The organism is Kitasatospora sp. NPDC050463, from assembly GCF_040655255.1.
GTDB lineage: Bacteria > Actinomycetota > Actinomycetes > Streptomycetales > Streptomycetaceae > Kitasatospora.
Window position 1 is genome coordinate 53,519 of record NZ_JBFAJO010000019.1, and the last position, 16,089, is coordinate 69,607.

Sequence of the window (16,089 nt, forward strand, 5' to 3'; positions counted from 1 at the left end):
CACGCACCTGTGACGGCCGCCCGCTACTTGCCGAGGGCGGCCTGCATCACCGCCTTGGCGATGGGGGCGGCGAGCCGGCCGCCGCTGATGCCGTCACGGTTGTTGGAGCCGTCCTCGACCACGACCGCCACCGCGACCGACTGGCCGTCGGCGGTCTTGGCGTAGGAGGTGAACCAGGCGAACGGCAGGCCGGCGTTGTCCTCGCCGTGCTGCGCGGTGCCGGTCTTGCCGCCGACCGTCAGGCCCGGGATCCTGGCGTTCTTGCCGGTGCCGTTCTCGACCACCGAGACCATCAGGTCCTGCATCTTCTGCGCGGTGGCCGGGCTCATCGGCTGGGAGAACTGCTTCTCGGTGTGCTTGGAGATGGTGGTCAGCGAGGCCGAGCGCTCCTGATCGACCAGGTACGGCTGCATCAGCGAGCCGTTGTTGGCGATCGCTGCGGAGATCATGGCCATCTGCAGCGGGGTGGCCCGGGTGTCGTGCTGGCCGATCGAGTCCATCGCGGTGCCGTCCGGGGTGGAGCTGCTCGGGAAGAAGCTCTTCTCGGAGCGGACCGGGGTGTCCACGGTGCTGTTGAAGCCGAACTTCTCGGCCTGGGCACGCATCTTCTCGCCGCCGAGCTCGGCGCCGATCTTGCCGTAGACGGTGTTGCAGGACTGGTCCATCGCCGACTTGAGCGTGGCGTTCTCGCACCGCTCGTTGGGGCTCTCGTTGTTCAGGTTGGTCTTGGTGCCCGGCAGGGTGTACGGCTCGGGCGTCTGGGTCTGGTCGTCGACGCCCTGGAACACGCCGTTCTCGAACGCCGCCGTCGCGGTGACCAGCTTGAAGGTCGAGCCGGGCGGGTACGTCTCGCGCAGCGCGCGGTTGAGCATCGGCTTGTTCGGGTCCGCGTTGAGGTCCACCCAGGCCTTGGAGTCGGCGGACTCGCTGCCCGCGAAGGCGCCGGGGTCGTAGGACGGGGTGGAGACCAGCGCCAGGATCGCGCCGGTGCGCGGGTCGAGCGCGACCACCGCGCCCTTCTTGTTGCCGAGGCCGTCGAAGGCCGCCTTCTGGGCCTTGGCGTTGATCGTCGTGACGACGTCGCCGCCCTTCTTCGGTTCCCCGGTCAGCATGTCCAGGGTGTTGCGGAAGAAGAGCCGGTCGTCGCTGCCGGAGAGGATGCCGTCCTCCAGCTGCTCCAGCTGGCTGGCGCCGAAGGACTGCGAGGAGTACCCGGTCACCGGTGCGTACATCGGTCCGTCGACCCAGGAACGCTTGTACTTGTAGCGCAGGCCGTTGACGAAGTCGGACTGGGTGACCGGCTGGCCGCCGACGATGATGTTGCCGCGCGGGTGGGCGTACCGGTCGTACACCTGGCGCTTGTTGTTCTTGTTGGCGGCCCAGGAATCGGCCTGGACGCCCTGCACCCAGTTGGTGCGCGCCATCAGGGCCAGGATCAGGACCAGGCAGAAGATCGAGACCCGGCGGATCGGCTTGTTCACGAGGCTGCTCCCCCCTGGAGCTCGGTGGCCGGGGCCGGTTCCACCCCGGGGCGGCGGGCGCTGTCGCTGATCTTCAGCAGGATCGCGACCAGCGCCCAGTTGGCGACCACCGAGGACCCGCCCTGGGCGAGGAACGGCATGGTCATACCGGTCAGCGGGATCAGGCCGGTGACGCCGCCGGCGACCACGAAGACCTGGAGCGCCATGGCCGAGGAGAGGCCGACGGCGAACAGCTTGCCGAACGGGTCGCGGGCCGCGATGGCGGTGCGCAGGCCGCGCTGGACCAGGAGGGCGTAGAGCATGAAGATCGCCATGATGCCGGTGAGGCCGAGCTCCTCGCCGAACGAGCCGAGGATGAAGTCGCTCTTGGCGGCGAAGTCGATCAGCCAGGAACGGCCCTGGCCCAGGCCCGAGCCGGTCACCCCGCCGGAGCCGAGGGCCATCAGTGACTGGCCGATCTGTTCCGTCGACCCCGGTGGCGGTTTGGGGGCGAAGGCGGCCATCGGGTCGAGCCAGGCGTCGATCCGGGTCTTCACGTGACTGGCGGTGGAGGCCACCGCGACGGCGCCGCCGACGGACATCAGCAGGCCGAAGACGATCCAGCTGGTGCGCTCGGTGGCGACGTACAGCATCACCACGAAGAGGCCGAAGTACAGGAAGGACGAGCCGAGGTCGTTCTCGAAGATCAGGATCAGCAGGCTGAGCAGCCAGATCACGATGATCGGCCCGAGGTCGCGGCCGCGGGGCAGGTAGAGGCCCATGAAGCGGCGGCTGGCCAGGGCCAGCGCGTCGCGCTTGACCATCAGGTAGCCGGCGAAGAAGACGGTCAGGATGATCTTGGCGAACTCACCGGGCTGGATCGAGAAGGCGCCCATCCGGATCCAGATCTTGGCGCCGAAGTCCTCCTTGCGGGCCGGGAAGAAGGCCGGCGCCGCGAGCAGCACCAGGGCCGCCGCCATCGAGATGTAGGTGTAGCGCTGGAGGACCCGGTGGTCCTTCAGGAAGATCATCACGAAGATGAAGAAGGCCACCCCGAGGCCCGACCACATCAGCTGGTTGGCGGCCGCGGGGTAGTTGTTGTGCAGGAGCTTCCCGGCCTTGTCCAGCCGCCAGATCATCACCACGCCGAGCCCGTTGAGCAGGGTGGCGATCGGCAGCATCAGCGGGTCCGCGTACGGCGCGAAGCGGCGCATCAGCAGGTGCGCGACCAGCGCCAGCGCTCCCATGCCGAGGCCGTAGCCCAGCATGCCGGCCGGCAGCGAGTCGTCCATCGCGAGGCCCACGTTGGCGTACGCGAGGACCGGCAGCAGCACCGCGAAGGCCAGCATCGCCAGCTCGGTGTTGCGCCGGTTGGGAGTGCCCGGCGCGGAGATGGTGGTGTTGCCCCGGCGCCGGGAGGAGGCGCGGTCGGGGGGTACGCCGTTGGACCGGCGGTCGCCGGACCGGCTGTCGGCGCCGTTGCTGAGGTCGAAGGTGCTCACGTGGTGACCGCTCCCTGACGGCCGGCAGGCCCGCTCGGGGCGGGCCTATGTCGGGTCGCGGCCGTCACGGCTTCGGGCAGGAGTCGGCCTTCTGCCGCTCCTCGTCCGTCAGCCCGGGCAGGTCGCCCTGCGGCCCGGTGGCCGGGGCGGCGGTGCTCTGGCTGGGGGCGGCCGTGGTCGGGGTCGGCGTCGGGGTGGTGGTGGGCGCGGCGGCGGCCGGGGCCCGGCCGGTCGTCGCCGAGGGGGACGGCGAGGGCGCGGTGGCCGTCAGGAACCCGGCGTGCGCCGCGGTGGCCGTGGTGCCCGGCTGGCCGGTCGGCGCGGTGCCCGGCAGCGCCGGGTTGGCCGCGGCCGTCCTGGCGTCCGCGACCTTGTGGCAGAACGTCGCCTGCTCGCCCAGCTTCTTCACCTTGTCGTCGGCGTCACCGAGGCTGCTGGCCGAGATGGTGTTGGTGACGTGGGTGCGCTGGTCCTGCGGCAGGTACTTGAGCTCGATGTCCTTGTACGAGGTGTGCACCGAGGACAGGCTCACCCCGGCGAGGCTCTGGTTGAGGCCCTGGTAGACCGCGACGTGGTCGCCGTCCACGCCGACGTAGTACTGGTCCTGGGTCCACTGGTAGCCGAAGAAGCCGGCGCCGCCCAGCACGCCGAGGGCGACCAGCGCGGCCAGCGAGATCTTGAGCGCCTTGCCCTTGCGCTTCGGCCGCTCCTCGTCGTCGAACTCCTCGGTGCCGTACACCGGGGGCTCGCCGGTGGCGGAGCCGTCGTAGCCCTCGGCGGGGCCGAAGCCGGCCGGGGCGGCGCCGTAGCCGCCGTCGTAGCCCTCGGCCGGGCCGAAGGCGCCCTGCGGGGCGCGCCCGAGACCGGCCGCCCGGCCGGCCGGGGTGTCCCGGATCGACTGGTCGGCGGCGGTCGAGGAGGGCGGGGTCTCGGCGACCGCGCCGACCACCACCGGGACGTCGTTGAACTGGCCGCTCAGGGTGTCGGTGGCGCCGACGTCGAGGACGTCCGCCACGATGCAGGTGATGTTGTCCGGACCGCCGCCGCGCAGCGCGAGCTGGATCAGCTCCTGCACGGTCTGCTCGGGGGAGTAGAAGCTCCCGAGGGTGTCCTGGAGGGTCTGGTGGCTGACCGGGCCGGAGAGGCCGTCGGAGCAGATCAGGTAGCGGTCGCCGGCCCGCACCTCGCGGATCGACAGGTCGGGCTCGACCTGGCCGCGGCCGTCCAGCGCCCGCATCAGCAGCGAGCGCTGCGGGTGGGTCTCGGCCTCCTCGGGCGTGATCCGGCCCTCGTCGACCAGGCGCTGCACCCAGGTGTGGTCCTGGGTGATCTGCACCAGCGAGCCGTCCCGCAGCAGGTAGGCGCGGGAGTCGCCGACGTGCACCAGGCCCATCCGCTGGCCCGTCCAGAGCATCGCGGTGAGGGTGCAGCCCATGCCCTCCAGCTGCGGGTCCTCCTCGACCATCTGCCGGAGCCGGTCGTTGGCGCCCTGGACGGCGTCACCGAGCAGGGTCAGCAGGTCGGCGCCGGGCACGTCCTCGTCCAGCCGGACGATCGAGCCGAGCACCTCGGAGGACGCGACCTCGCCGGCCGCGGCGCCGCCCATGCCGTCGGCCACGGCCAGCAGCCGTGGCCCGGCATAGCCGGAATCCTCGTTCCCCTCCCGGATCAGCCCCTTGTGGGAGCCGGCGGCGAAGCGCAGCACCAGGGTCATGCGACCTGAGCCCCCCTCTGGGTCATGGACGGGATGCTGTCCCTCATGCGCTACTACTTCCGCAGTTCGATGACGGTCCTGCCGATACGGATCGGCATGCCAGGCTGGAGCGGGGTCGGCGCGGTCAGACGCTGCCGCTCCAGATAGGTGCCGTTGGTGGAGCCTAGATCCTCGACCGTCCACTGCCCAGTCTGATCCGGATAGATCCTGGCATGCCGGGAGGATGCGTAGTCGTCGTCCAGCACGATGGTGGAGTCGTGCGCGCGGCCCAGCGTGATGGTCTGGCCCTGCAGCGCGACGGTCGTACCGGCCAGCGAGCCCTGCACCACGACCAGCTGGGTCGGGGCGCCGCGGCGCCGGCCGCCGCCCTGGTTCTGGGGGGCGGGGGCGGGCTGGCCCTGCGGGGCCCGCCCGGGCACGGACACCGGAGCCGTGGCGGCGGTGGCCGAGGTCGCGGCACCGCCCCGGCGGGAGGAACGGGGGTTCACCCTGGTCCCGAACAGGTCACTGCGGATCACCTGGACCGCGACGATGACGAACAGCCACAGCACGGCGAGGAAACCCAGCCGCATGACCGTCAGGGTCAGTTCTGACATGGCCGGCCCGCCCGTGAGTGAGCGAAGCGAGCGAACAAATCGGACACTACCCTTCGACCTGTCGGTAGACGATGGTGGTGGAGCCCACGACGATTCGCGAGCCGTCGCGGAGCGTAGCGCGCTGGGTGTGCTGTCCGTCCACCACGATGCCGTTGGTGGACCCCAGGTCGAGCACCATCGAGGGGGTGCCGGGCCGGATCTCGGCGTGCTTGCGGGAGACCCCGGGGTCGTCGATCCGCACGTCGGCCTCGGTGGAACGGCCGAGCACGCAGGCGTTCCCGGTGATCTGGTGGCGGGAGCCGTTGACCTCGATCCAGCGGCGGACGGCGGTGCCGTGGCCCGCGCCGGGGAACGGGCGGACGTTGCCGCCCGCGGGCGCCGGGGGGCCGGCGGGCATGGCGGGGGGCGCGGCCGGCGGCGGGGGCGCGCTGTAGGGGGCGGCGCCCTGCTGCTGCCACGGTGCGCCGGGGGCCGGGGCGGCCGGCGGCCGGCCGTAGCCGCCGCCCTGGGTGGGCTGCGCCGGGGCCTGCTGCTGCGGCTGCTGCTCCTCGGCGGCCAGCGTGCGGCTGCGCACCCGGTAGAGGCCGGTGTCCAGGTCGTCGGCCTTCTCCAGGTTCACCTGGAGCGGGCCCATGAAGGAGTACCGCTGGGCCTCGGCGTACTCGCGGACCATGCCGGCCAGCTCGGTGCCCAGCTGGCCGGAGTAGGGGCTCAGTCGCTCGAAGTCGTGCGGGCTCAGCTCGACGATGAAGTCGTTGGGCACGACGGTGCGGTCACGGTTCCAGATGCTCGCGTTGTTGTCGCACTCACGCTGCAGCGCACCGGCGATCTCCACGGGCTGGACCTCGGACTTGAACACCTTGGCGAAGGTGCCGTTGACGAGACCCTCAAGTCGCTGCTCGAACTTCTTCAGCACTCCCATGGGGCACCCCCTTCCAGGGTTCGTTCGCCTGCCTGCCTGCCGACCGGATCCCGGGGAGCCGGTCGCGCCTACTTGCGGTACTTCCGTACTGATCGTATCCACGCCCGGGCCATCCATACGGTTCCCGGACCGCGTGGTGCCCGGGGGTGGGCCTGGACACACAGGGTGACGCATTCCGGCGACGGCATGCCAGGGGTACCCGTCACGACCGCCCCTCATCCCTCGCCCGCCTGTTCGTCCGGGCATCCGTTCGGATGCGCTCGGCCGTCCCGGGAAACGGATTCGGAGGCGGCCCGCAGGTCGTGCTACTGTTTTCCACGTCGGAAGGGGCGCCCGCAAGGGAGCCGGACCGAAGAACCGCGAGGGCCACATGGTACCGAGCGGATCGGCTGGTCGGCTGGCAACCACGACAAACACCCATGCGCGGGTGGCGGAATAGGCAGACGCGCTGGATTCAGGTTCCAGTGCCCGAAAGGGCGTGGGGGTTCAACTCCCCCCTCGCGCACAGTGAAGCCCCGCAGATCTTCGGATCTGCGGGGCTTTCTCGTGTCCCGGACGGGACGGACCGGCGCCGGCTCCGGGGAGCGATGCCCTCACTGCTGGCCGACCTCCCGGCCGGCCGGGAGGTCGGCCAGCACCGCGAAGCCGCCGTCGGGGGTGCTGCCGGCGCTGAGGGTGCCGCCGAGCAGTTGTGCCCGTTCGCGCAGGCCGACCAGGCCGTGCCCGCCGCCCGGCAGGGTCTCGGCGGGCCGGACCGGCGGGGCGTCGTTGCGGACCTCGACCCGGAGCCGGCGGCCGTGCGCGTGCACCCGGACGTGGACGGTGGCCTGCGGGGCGTACTTGGTGATGTTGGTGAGCGCCTCCTGGACCGTCCGGTAGGCCGCCCGCTCGACCGCCTCGGGCCAGGGGCGCTCCCCCGGGGACAGCTCGGCCTCGGCGGCCAGGCCGCTCTCCTCGATCAGCCGGGGGAGGTCCGCCAGCCGGGGCTGCGGGGCGAGCGGGGCGTCCGGGCGCGCGCCGGCGGCCCGCAGCACGCCGACCATCTGCCGCAGCTCCTCCAGGGTGCGCACGGAGAGCTCCCGGATCGTCCGGGCGGTGGCCGCGGCGGCCGGGTCGGCGGTGCTGACCTGCAGTGCGCCGGCCTGGATGCTGATCAGACTGACCTGGTGCGAGACCACGTCGTGCATCTCCCGGGCGAGCCGGCCGCGCTCGCTGATCAGCACCCGCTCGGCGAGCAGCCGGCTCTCCCGTGCCTGGCCACGGGTCAGCTCGTCCAGCCGGGCCGCCAGCTCCCGGCGGGTGCGGGAGAGCAGACCGGTGGCGGCCGGGCCGGCGGCCAGCATCACCGACTGGATGGCGTACAGCGCCGTCTCCCGGCTCGGCTCGAAGGACTGCCCGGAGAGCGGCCAGTGGAAGAACTCGACCAGGGCGAAGAGGGTCGCGCAGGGGACCACCACCCGGGGGGCGGGGCGTTCGGCGGCCACCGTGTAGACGGCGGTTATCGGGGCGAGCCAGATGTCGGCGAGATAGCTGCCCGGCATGGTGAGCAGCAGCACGGTGACCGGGAAGCGCCGGCGCCAGGGCAGCACGAGGGCCGCGAGCAGCGAGAGCAGGACCTGCCACCAGGGCGCGCCCCGGGCCACCAGTGCGGCGTCCATCAGGGAGTAGAGGGCCGGCAGCAGCAGCATCAGCCAGGGGGCGGTGAGCCGGGCCGGCAGCCGTCTGGCAGGGGGAAGCTCGGTGGCGGTCATGCCCCGTTGGCGGGCTTCGGCCGGACCAGGCCGGCCCGGTGGGCGACGACGGCGGCCTGCACCCGGTTGGCGGCGCCGAGCTTGGAGAGGATCGCGCTGATGTGGTCCTTCACCGTGCCGGTGCCCAGGAAGAGCCGGTCGGCGATCTCGGCGTTGGACAGGCCCTCGCCGAGCAGCGCCAGGACGTCGAGTTCGCGGCCGGTCAGGGTGCGGGCCAGCGAGGTGGCCTCGGCGTCCGGGCCGCCGCCGTCCACGTAGCCGCCGATCACGGTGCGGGTGACGGTCGGGGAGAGGATGCTGCCGCCGGCCGCGAGCACCCGCACGGCGTGCACCAGCTGGTCCGGGGCGGTGTCCTTGAGCAGGAAGCCGGACGCGCCGGCGCGCAGCGCGGTGCCGATGTACTCGTCGGTGTCGAAGGTGGTGAGCATCGCCACCGACGGCGGGTCGGGCAGCGCGCGCAGCCGGCGCAGCACCGAGATGCCGTCGAGGTCGGGCATCCGGATGTCGAGCAGCACCACGTGCGGGCGCAGGCGCTGGACGTGTTCCTCGGCCTGGCTGCCGGAGCAGTCGCCGACCACCTCCAGGTCGGGGGCGGAGCCGACGATGAGGCCGAGGCCGGAACGGACCAGGATCTCGTCGTCCACGATCAGCACGCGGGTGGTGGTGATGGTCCCTCCTCGGTTCGGGCGGCCGGGCCCGGCCGGTCCGTTCGGTGCGGTTGCCTTGAGCGTTTCGAGACTAGGGCCAGTCGGGTCGGGGTGCCGAACGCCCGGCCGGTGGACACCCCCGCCGTTCGGCGGGGGTCGGAATCGGCTACCGGGTTCACGTAATTCTCACCTGCGGTGCGGAACGATGGAGTTGGCTGCCCCTTCACCGGTTTCCGGTCATGGCCAGGGTCGCTGGTCAGTCCGCCGGCGTACGGATGCCCGGCGCCGGCCCGTGTGCGGATGCGCCCCACCATCTGATCGTTTGGAATTGAGCTGTGTCGTCCACTGTGAAGTCGGAGCCGTCCGCCGCGTCCGCCGGACCCCGGTCCGCCGGCCTGCTGGAACGCTGGCGCCCGAGGGCCGCCGCGGCGACCGTCTGGTACCTGCGCCTGATCGCGCTGCTGAACGTCGTGACCGTGCTGCTGGTGCCGTTCCGGGACCAGGTGACCGAGCACAACGAGGGCGAGTACTTCACCCCCTACCTGATGACGGCAGGCCTGAGCAGCGCGGTGCTGTCGGTGTTCCTGGCGATCGCGATGCGGCGGCGCAAGCGGGCCGCGTGGATCTTCAACATCGCGCTGGCCGGGCTGTTCGCCGTGCTCTACCTGCTGGCCATGGCGGTGCCCGGCGAGCAGTTCAGCCACCACGCGCTGAACTACATCTCCACCGTGCTGACCTGCCTGTTCGTCCTGGCCCTGCTGGTCGGGCGGAAGGAGTTCACCTCCAAGGGCGACAGCTCCAACCCGAAGACGGCGGCGGCCACCTTCGTCGGCGGTCTGGCCTTCGGCGGCGTCGTCGGCGCGCTGCTGGTCTGGGCGAACAACACCGCCGAGGGCTCCGACTTCTGGGACCTCTTCCGCTACTCGGTCGGCCGGATGATCACCATCACGCCCTCCGAGCACCTGCGGTCCGTGGTCACCGCGCCGACCTGGGTCAACGCCGCCATCAACGCGATGGGCGGGGCGCTCTTCCTCCTGGTGCTCTACGTGGCGTTCCGCAGCCCCAAGGACAAGGAGCTGCTGACGCCGGAGGACGAGGAGCGGCTGCGGGCCCTGCTGGACAAGCAGGGCGACCGGGACTCGCTGGGCTACTTCGCGCTGCGCCGCGACAAGGCGGTGGTCTTCTCCCCCAGCGGCAAGGCGGCGGTGACCTACCGGGTGGTCGGCGGGGTCTCGCTGGCCTCGGGTGACCCGATCGGGGACCCGGAGGCCTGGCCCGGCGCGATCGACGCTTGGCTGGCCGAGGCCCGGGAGCACGCCTGGGCGCCGGCCGTGATGGGCGCCTCCGAGGAGGCCGGGGTGATCTACGCCCGGCACGGGCTGGACGCCCTGGAACTGGGTGACGAGGCGATCGTCGAGCTGGACGAGTTCTCGCTGGACGGCCGGGCGATGCGGGTGGTCCGCCAGGCGTACAACCGGGTCAAGCGGGCCGGCTACACGGTGCGGATCCGGCGCCACCAGGACATCCCCGAGCACGAGATGGCCGAGCTGGTGGCCAAGGCCGACCAGTGGCGCGACGGCGCGACCGAGCGCGGCTTCTCGATGGCGCTCGGCCGCCTCGGCGACCCGGGCGACGGGCGCTGCGTGATGCTGGAGTGCCACGACGGGGACGGCGAGCTGAAGGCGCTGCTGAGCTTCGTGCCGTGGGGTGCGGACGGGCTCTCGCTGGACCTGATGCGCCGGGCCCGGGACACCGAGAACGGGCTGATGGAGTTCATGGTGATCGAACTCCTGCAGCGCGCGGGCGAGGTCCAGCTGGCCCGGGTGTCGCTGAACTTCGCCATGTTCCGTTCCGTTTTCGAGCGCGGTTCCAAGCTCGGCGCGGGGCCGGTCCTGCGGCTCTGGCGCTCGGTGCTGGGCTTCTTCTCGCGCTGGTGGCAGATCGAATCGCTGTACCGGGCCAACGCCAAGTACCGGCCGATCTGGGAGCCGCGCTATCTGCTCTTCGAGAAGAGCAGCGAGATTCCGCGCATCGGCATCGCCAGTGCGCGCGCCGAGGGCTTCATCACCGCACCGAGTCTGCCCGCCCTGTTCCGTCGCCGACACGCGGGAGCCGCCGACGCGGCCGCCCGGATGCCGGTGGCCGCGCGGGACGGGAAGGGGTAGCCCCTCCGCCGGGGGGCGGAGGGGACCGGTCGTCCGGATGGGGGGCCTTCGGGGTTTTCTCTCCCCCCAGAGGATGAGACAACTCAACTTTTATGCCGATGTGGATTCATTAACCGGCTTCTAATGTTGGAGTGGTTGGGAAGGCGTTCGCGCTTCGGGGATTTGGAGAGACGGTTGTGATTCACAGGACCCACGCGGGGGGCGTGCGAAAGGGGCCGCTGGCTATTGCCGGTGCGGCCGCCGGAGCCGAGTGGGGGACGCTGTTCGGGACGGTCCGGGACCGGCTGCTGGCGAAGAAGTTCGCCGCCGTTCCGCTGGCGACCGCGGCGACCGCCCTGATCCTGCTGTTCAGCATCGTGCAGCACCTGCCGGGCGGCGAGCGTTTCGTCACCCACATCGGGGTGGTGAAGGCGGCGCTGCCGCTGGACGTCTCGCTGCTGCGCACACCGCTGTCGCTGTACGTGCCGGCGCTGGACCTGCCGGTCTGGGGGGCGCTGGCCCAGGTCTTCGTCGTCTTCGGGATCGCCGAGATCGTGCTCGGGCGGCGGCTGACCCTGGTGGTGGCCTACGCCTGCACCCTGGCCGGGACGCTGTTCGCCCGGGTCGGGGTGGCGATCGGCCCGGACCACATGTTCGGCTTCCCGAAGTGGGTCGCCCACGTCCGCGACACCGGCCCCTCGGCGGCGGTGGTGGCGCTGGCGATCTGCATCGCGTTCCGCTGCCGGGCCTGGTTCACGGCGGGCCTGGTGGTCGCGCTGATGGTCGGCGAGGCGCTCGTCCTGCCGAACCTGGCGGGCCTGGAGCACGTCGTCGCGGTGATCACCGCGCTGCTGATCGCCGTCTCGGTGGAGGTGTTCGGGGACTTCTGGCCGCGGGTGCTGGCCGGGGTCGGCGCGGCGGCTTCGGTGGCCGCGGCCGCCTCGATCGAGGTGGCCACCGAGGCCGGCCGCCGCCGCTCGGCAGGCGCGGCCCGGGCGTAGCCCCGGCCGTGCACCGCCGGACATGCACCGCCGGCCCCGAGTGGGCGCTAAATGATCGGCAGCTCGAACCAGACCACCTTGCCGACCGCCTTGCGGGCGGTGCCCCAGCGTTCGGCGAGCTTGGTGACCAGCGTCAGTCCGCGACCGGTCTCGCCGAGCTGTTCGGCGGGCTCCAGCGACGGCAGGTTGTGGTTGTCGTCGCTGACCTCGACCAGCAGCTTGTCCACCCGGATCAGCTGGAGCTGGACGCGGTCCCTGGCGACCCGGACGGCGTTCGTCACCAGCTCGCTGACCAGCAGCTCGGCGGTGTCGCGGAGCCCCTCCAGGTGCCAGCCGGTCAGCTGCTCGCGCACCAGCGCGCGGGCCCGGCGGACCTCGCGGTGGTCCACGGTGAGGTCCCAGGTGGCGACCTCCGTCGGCGCGACGCCGTCGAAGCGGGCCACCAGCAGGGCGACGTCGTCCTTGCGGTCGTCCGAGTGCAGCCGGTCCAGGACGACGTCGCAGGCCTCCTCGGGGCTGCGCTGCGGGTCGATCAGGTTGCCGCAGAGCGCGGCCAGCCCGGTCCCTATGTCGCCGCCCCTGACCTCGACCAGGCCGTCGGTACAGAGCACCAGCATCGAGCCGTCCGAGACGTCGATGGTCTTGGCGACGAACGGCACCCCACCGACGCCGATCGGCGCCCCGGCCGGGATCTCCAGCAGCTCGCCGGTGCCGTCCGGGTGCACCAGCACCGGCGGGACGTGGCCGGCGCTGGCCAGCTCGCAGGTCCGGTTGATCGGGTCGTAGACCGCGTACAGGCAGGTGGCCAGGTGGTCGTCGCCGAGCTTCTGGGCCAGGTTGTCCAGGTGGCGCAGCAGCTGGCCGGGCGGCAGGTCCAGGGCGGCGAGGGTCTGCATCGCGGTGCGGAAGCGGCCCATCGCGGCGGCCGAGTGGATGCCGTGGCCCATCACGTCGCCGACCACCAGGGCGACCCGGCTGCCGGGCAGCTGGATCGCGTCGAACCAGTCCCCGCCGACCTCGGCCTTGGGGTCGCCCGGCAGGTAGCGGTGGGCGATCTGCACACCGGGGATCTGCGGCGGGCGGGTCGGGATCATCGAGCGCTGCAGGGTGGTGGCGACCTTGGACTCGGCGCGGTGCAGCCGGGCGTTGTCCAGTGAGAGCGCGGCGCGGGCGGCCAGCTCCTTGAGGGTGGCGGCGTCGCCCTCGTCGAAGGGGGTGCGGTCGGGCAGCCGGAGCAGCTTGAGGATGCCGAGCACGGTGCCCCGGGCGGAGAGCGGCACCACCAGCATCGAGCGGCCGGAGACCACCGAGGCGAGCCGGACGCCGCCGAGCGCGGCGGCGTAGTCGACGGCGACGTCTTCGCTGACCACCGGGACCAGGACCGGCTGGTTGAGCTGGAGGGCCATCCCGGGCGGGGTGTGGCGGGGCATCGCGACCAGCGAGCCCTCGGCGAGGACGTGGTCCCACTGGCCGGCGGAGTCGTTGTTGACCAGGGCGACCCGGCGCAGCATGGTGTCGTCGTCCGGCCGGGCCTGGGGCAGCTCGGAGTCGGAGATCAGGCCGTCCACCAGGTCGACGCAGGCGAAGTCGGCGACCCGGGGGACGAGCACCTGGCAGAGCTCGCGCGCGGTGAAGCCGAGGTCCAGGGTGGTGCCGACCTTGCCGCCGACCTCGTTGAGCAGGGCCAGCTGCTCCCCGGCCTGGCCGTTGGTCAGGAACGGGGTGAGCCGGCCGGCCGGCAGGGCGCCGCCCGCGCCGCCCGGGACCTCGGCGGGGGCGGGGGAGGGGACGGCGACGGGTGGGACCTGGTCGCCGCGGTGGACCTGGTGGCCGTTGGCGGACGACTCGACGGCGGCCTGCTCGATGGCGGCGCCTCCTCTGGGCGGTGCCGGGACGGTCGGGACGGCCGCCGGCACGCCGCTCACGGCGCCGGCGGGCCGGGCGGCGGGTGCGGCGGGGCGGTCGGCGGCCTCGCGCTGGACGGGCAGCGGGCCGGCCGGCCGCCGGCCGGGGGCGGACTGCTCGGGCTGCGGGGGCGGGCCGAGCCGGGTGGCGCGCTGCTGGGCGGTCGGGTAGCGGCGGCCGATGCCCGCGGCCGCGTGCGCGGTGCCGGTCTGCGGATCGGCCGGCAGCACGGGGAGCACGGTGGTGGCGTCCAGCCGCAGGGCGGGCAGGCCGGCCCGGGCCAGCCCGTCGAGCAGCTGGGCCCGGCGGTCGGCGGAGCCGGCCGGCAGCAGCCGGGCGAGCGGCTCGGGCACCGCGTGGCCGGGTGCGGTGAGGGCGGCGGTGAGCCGGTGGAAGCCGCCCCGGGCGGCGGGGGTGGCGGCGAACGGCAGCAGGCGCTCGCCGAGCGCGAGCCGCGGCCCGGCGGAGCGCAGCGGGCGGGCGTCGGCGGCCAGGGCCAGCAGGCCGCCGCTCGGTCCGGGTAGCGGATAGGCCCACCAGAGCACGTCGCGCAGGTGCTCCTCGCGGTCGACGACGGGCATCTGCCCGGCCCACGGGCGGTCGGCGGCGGTCAGCTCGGCCAGGGTGTCCAGCGCGTCGCGGCGGTGCCGGACGGCGGGGGCGGCGGCCGGTCCGGGGACGCTGCGCGGCTCGACGGCGGGCAGCAGGCCGGAGGCGGGGCGGTCGTGGGTGACGTCGGCGCGGTGCCCGAACAGCTCCTCGGCGGCCCTGCTCCACTGCGCGACCCGGCCCGTCCGGTCGACCAGGACCAGGGCGAGCCGGACCAGCGCGACCACCCCTGAGGGCTGGTCACCCGGTGCGGCTCCGGATCCGGCCGTGACGGCCGCCGGACGCGGTGTTGAGCTGGGCTCGTCCACCATGGATTCGGTCTGCTCCCGCCTGGCCGCCACGCCTGGAGGTGGCCGTCTCTCCGGAGGAGGCACGCTGTGCGTACCAGCGAAGCACGGAGAGGGCCGGGCTCGATAGCGAAACGAGGAGATTCATCAGTACTTGTTGCGCGTCCCGGGGTGGACGCGCGCCCGCGCTCCCGGTCCACCCGGTCGGAGCAGCGCGCGCGGAGGTAGGGTGGCAGGCCGGGCCGCCCCGCGGGGCGGGCGTGCCGCTCCCGGTACGGCGGACGGCACGGCAGCAGGACGAGCCGGCAGGACGAGACAGAGGCGAGACGTGACCGCGCAGAGCCCCGCCCGTTGGACGGATCCGGAGCAGCAGGAGCTGGAGGAGCGGGTCGCCGCCGCCGAACTCGCCTGGCTCACCATGGACGTCGACATGCAGACCCTGCGGGTCGAGATCGACAACTTCGCCCTGATCCACCATCAGCTGCTCGGCCCGCTCTACGCCCGGCTGGACGAGCTGGACGCGTTGATCGCCGAGACGGTGGCCACCCGTACCGGGCACCCCGAGGACCTCCGGCGGGCCGCCGAGGCGCGTCAACGGGTGGACGAACTGCCCGACCTGGACGCGCTGTTCGACAGCGTCCAGGAGCAGGAGGCGGCCACCGCGGCGCCGGTCGCGCCGACCCGGGTGCGGCCCGGCCGGGACGCCCAGCGGATCTACCGCGAGCTCGTCCGCCGCGCCCACCCCGACCTCACCACCGACCAGGCCGAGCAGCAGCGCCGGGCCGCCTTCATCGCCCGGGTCAACGAGGCCTACGCGTACGGCGACACCGCCGCGCTGGAGGGTCTCGCCGCCGAGTGGTCCACCGCCCCCGAGGCGGCGCCCGCGGTGGACTCCCCCGACCGGTTCGGCTGGCTGCGCCGGCGGCTGGAGTGGCTCACCGCCAAGATCGCCGAGACCGCCACCGAGCAGGTCAGGCTGGAGAACACCGCGATGGGCCAGCTGCTCGCCCTCGCCCCGCAGGACCCGGACGGCCTGCTGGAGGAGCTCGCCGACCAGCTGCTGGCCAAGGCGTCCGCCCAGCAGGCCGAGCTGGAACGGCTGCTCGGCGGGCAGCCGGTGGGAGACAATGGAGCGGACCGGACCGAGCCCCAGGAGAACCAGACGATGTTCGCGCAGATCCCCACCGCCGAAGCCGCCGCCGTCCCCGTCGACGCCGCCCTGCTGGACGTCCGTGAGCAGGACGAGTGGGACGCGGGTCACGTGGACGGTGCGCTGCACATCCCGATGGGTCAGGTGATCGCCCGCCTCGGCGAGCTGCCGGACGAGAAGCTCTACGTGCTCTGCCGGGTCGGCGGGCGCTCCGCGCAGGTCGTCCAGTACCTGGTGCAGAACGGCCGGGCCGCGGTCAACGTGGACGGCGGGATGTACGCGTGGGAGGGCGCCGGCCGCCCGATGGTGAGCAGCGACGGCCGGGACGCCTTCGTCCTGTAGGTCCGGCGCGGTTCCCTCCCCCGCCGCGGCACCGACCGCCCCCCGGTAGGGCAGGATGG

Annotated in this window: 11 protein-coding genes and 1 tRNA gene; 4 read left to right on the plus strand and 8 right to left on the minus strand. The window is 72.9% G+C overall.

The annotated features are described in order from the left end of the window. Positions 1–23: 23 nt before the first annotated feature. The 5 genes from AB0J08_RS14770 to AB0J08_RS14790 form a co-directional block, all read right to left on the minus strand. Entirely contained in the window at positions 24–1,481 is a 1,458-nt protein-coding gene (locus AB0J08_RS14770; protein WP_360632529.1) for a penicillin-binding protein 2, read from the minus strand. Further along, positions 1,478–2,854: an FtsW/RodA/SpoVE family cell cycle protein gene (locus AB0J08_RS14775; protein WP_360632745.1), complete on the minus strand. Its 1,377-nt coding sequence runs from the start codon at positions 2,852–2,854 to the stop codon at positions 1,478–1,480. Before AB0J08_RS14775 ends, AB0J08_RS14770 begins: the two co-directional genes overlap by 4 nt. A gap of 172 nt (positions 2,855–3,026) precedes the next feature. Continuing rightward, the gene (locus tag AB0J08_RS14780) at positions 3,027–4,676 is read right to left on the minus strand and encodes a protein phosphatase 2C domain-containing protein (protein ID WP_360632532.1); all 1,650 of its coding nucleotides are present in this window, start codon (positions 4,674–4,676) and stop codon (positions 3,027–3,029) included. 53 nt (positions 4,677–4,729) lie between these two features. Beyond that, the gene (locus AB0J08_RS14785) at positions 4,730–5,272 is read right to left on the minus strand and encodes an FHA domain-containing protein (RefSeq protein ID WP_360632535.1); all 543 of its coding nucleotides are present in this window, start codon (positions 5,270–5,272) and stop codon (positions 4,730–4,732) included. A 46-nt stretch (positions 5,273–5,318) separates the two neighbouring features. Continuing rightward, on the minus strand, positions 5,319–6,194 hold the full coding sequence (locus AB0J08_RS14790; RefSeq protein ID WP_360632539.1) for a DUF3662 and FHA domain-containing protein: 876 nt from the start codon (positions 6,192–6,194) through the stop codon (positions 5,319–5,321). A gap of 421 nt (positions 6,195–6,615) precedes the next feature. Between AB0J08_RS14790 and AB0J08_RS14795 the strand changes: the two genes are divergently transcribed. Continuing rightward, positions 6,616–6,699, plus strand: a tRNA-Leu gene (locus AB0J08_RS14795). 88 nt (positions 6,700–6,787) lie between these two features. Here AB0J08_RS14795 and AB0J08_RS14800 read toward each other — a convergent pair. Next, positions 6,788–7,945 carry a histidine kinase gene (locus AB0J08_RS14800; RefSeq protein ID WP_360632542.1) on the minus strand — a complete coding sequence of 386 codons (1,158 nt, stop codon included), beginning with the start codon at positions 7,943–7,945 and terminating at the stop codon, positions 6,788–6,790. Then, entirely contained in the window at positions 7,942–8,592 is a 651-nt protein-coding gene (locus tag AB0J08_RS14805) for a response regulator transcription factor (protein ID WP_360632748.1), read from the minus strand. The genes AB0J08_RS14800 and AB0J08_RS14805 overlap by 4 nt, the downstream gene beginning before the upstream one ends. Positions 8,593–8,987: 395 nt before the next feature. On the opposite strand from AB0J08_RS14805, the gene AB0J08_RS14810 reads away from it, so the two are divergent. Both AB0J08_RS14810 and AB0J08_RS14815 read left to right on the plus strand, forming a co-directional pair. Beyond that, positions 8,988–10,757: a phosphatidylglycerol lysyltransferase domain-containing protein gene (locus AB0J08_RS14810; RefSeq protein ID WP_360632751.1), complete on the plus strand. Its 1,770-nt coding sequence runs from the start codon at positions 8,988–8,990 to the stop codon at positions 10,755–10,757. Between the two features lie 203 nt (positions 10,758–10,960). Next, on the plus strand, positions 10,961–11,737 hold the full coding sequence (locus AB0J08_RS14815) for a hypothetical protein (RefSeq protein ID WP_360632545.1): 777 nt from the start codon (positions 10,961–10,963) through the stop codon (positions 11,735–11,737). 47 nt (positions 11,738–11,784) lie between these two features. Here AB0J08_RS14815 and AB0J08_RS14820 read toward each other — a convergent pair whose 3' ends face one another. Beyond that, positions 11,785–14,562, minus strand: coding sequence for a SpoIIE family protein phosphatase (locus tag AB0J08_RS14820; protein ID WP_360632548.1), 2,778 nt, complete (start codon positions 14,560–14,562; stop codon positions 11,785–11,787). Between the two features lie 304 nt (positions 14,563–14,866). On the opposite strand from AB0J08_RS14820, the gene AB0J08_RS14825 reads away from it, so the two are divergent. Further along, on the plus strand, positions 14,867–16,030 hold the full coding sequence (locus AB0J08_RS14825; protein ID WP_360632551.1) for a rhodanese-like domain-containing protein: 1,164 nt from the start codon (positions 14,867–14,869) through the stop codon (positions 16,028–16,030). Positions 16,031–16,089 lie beyond the last annotated feature (59 nt).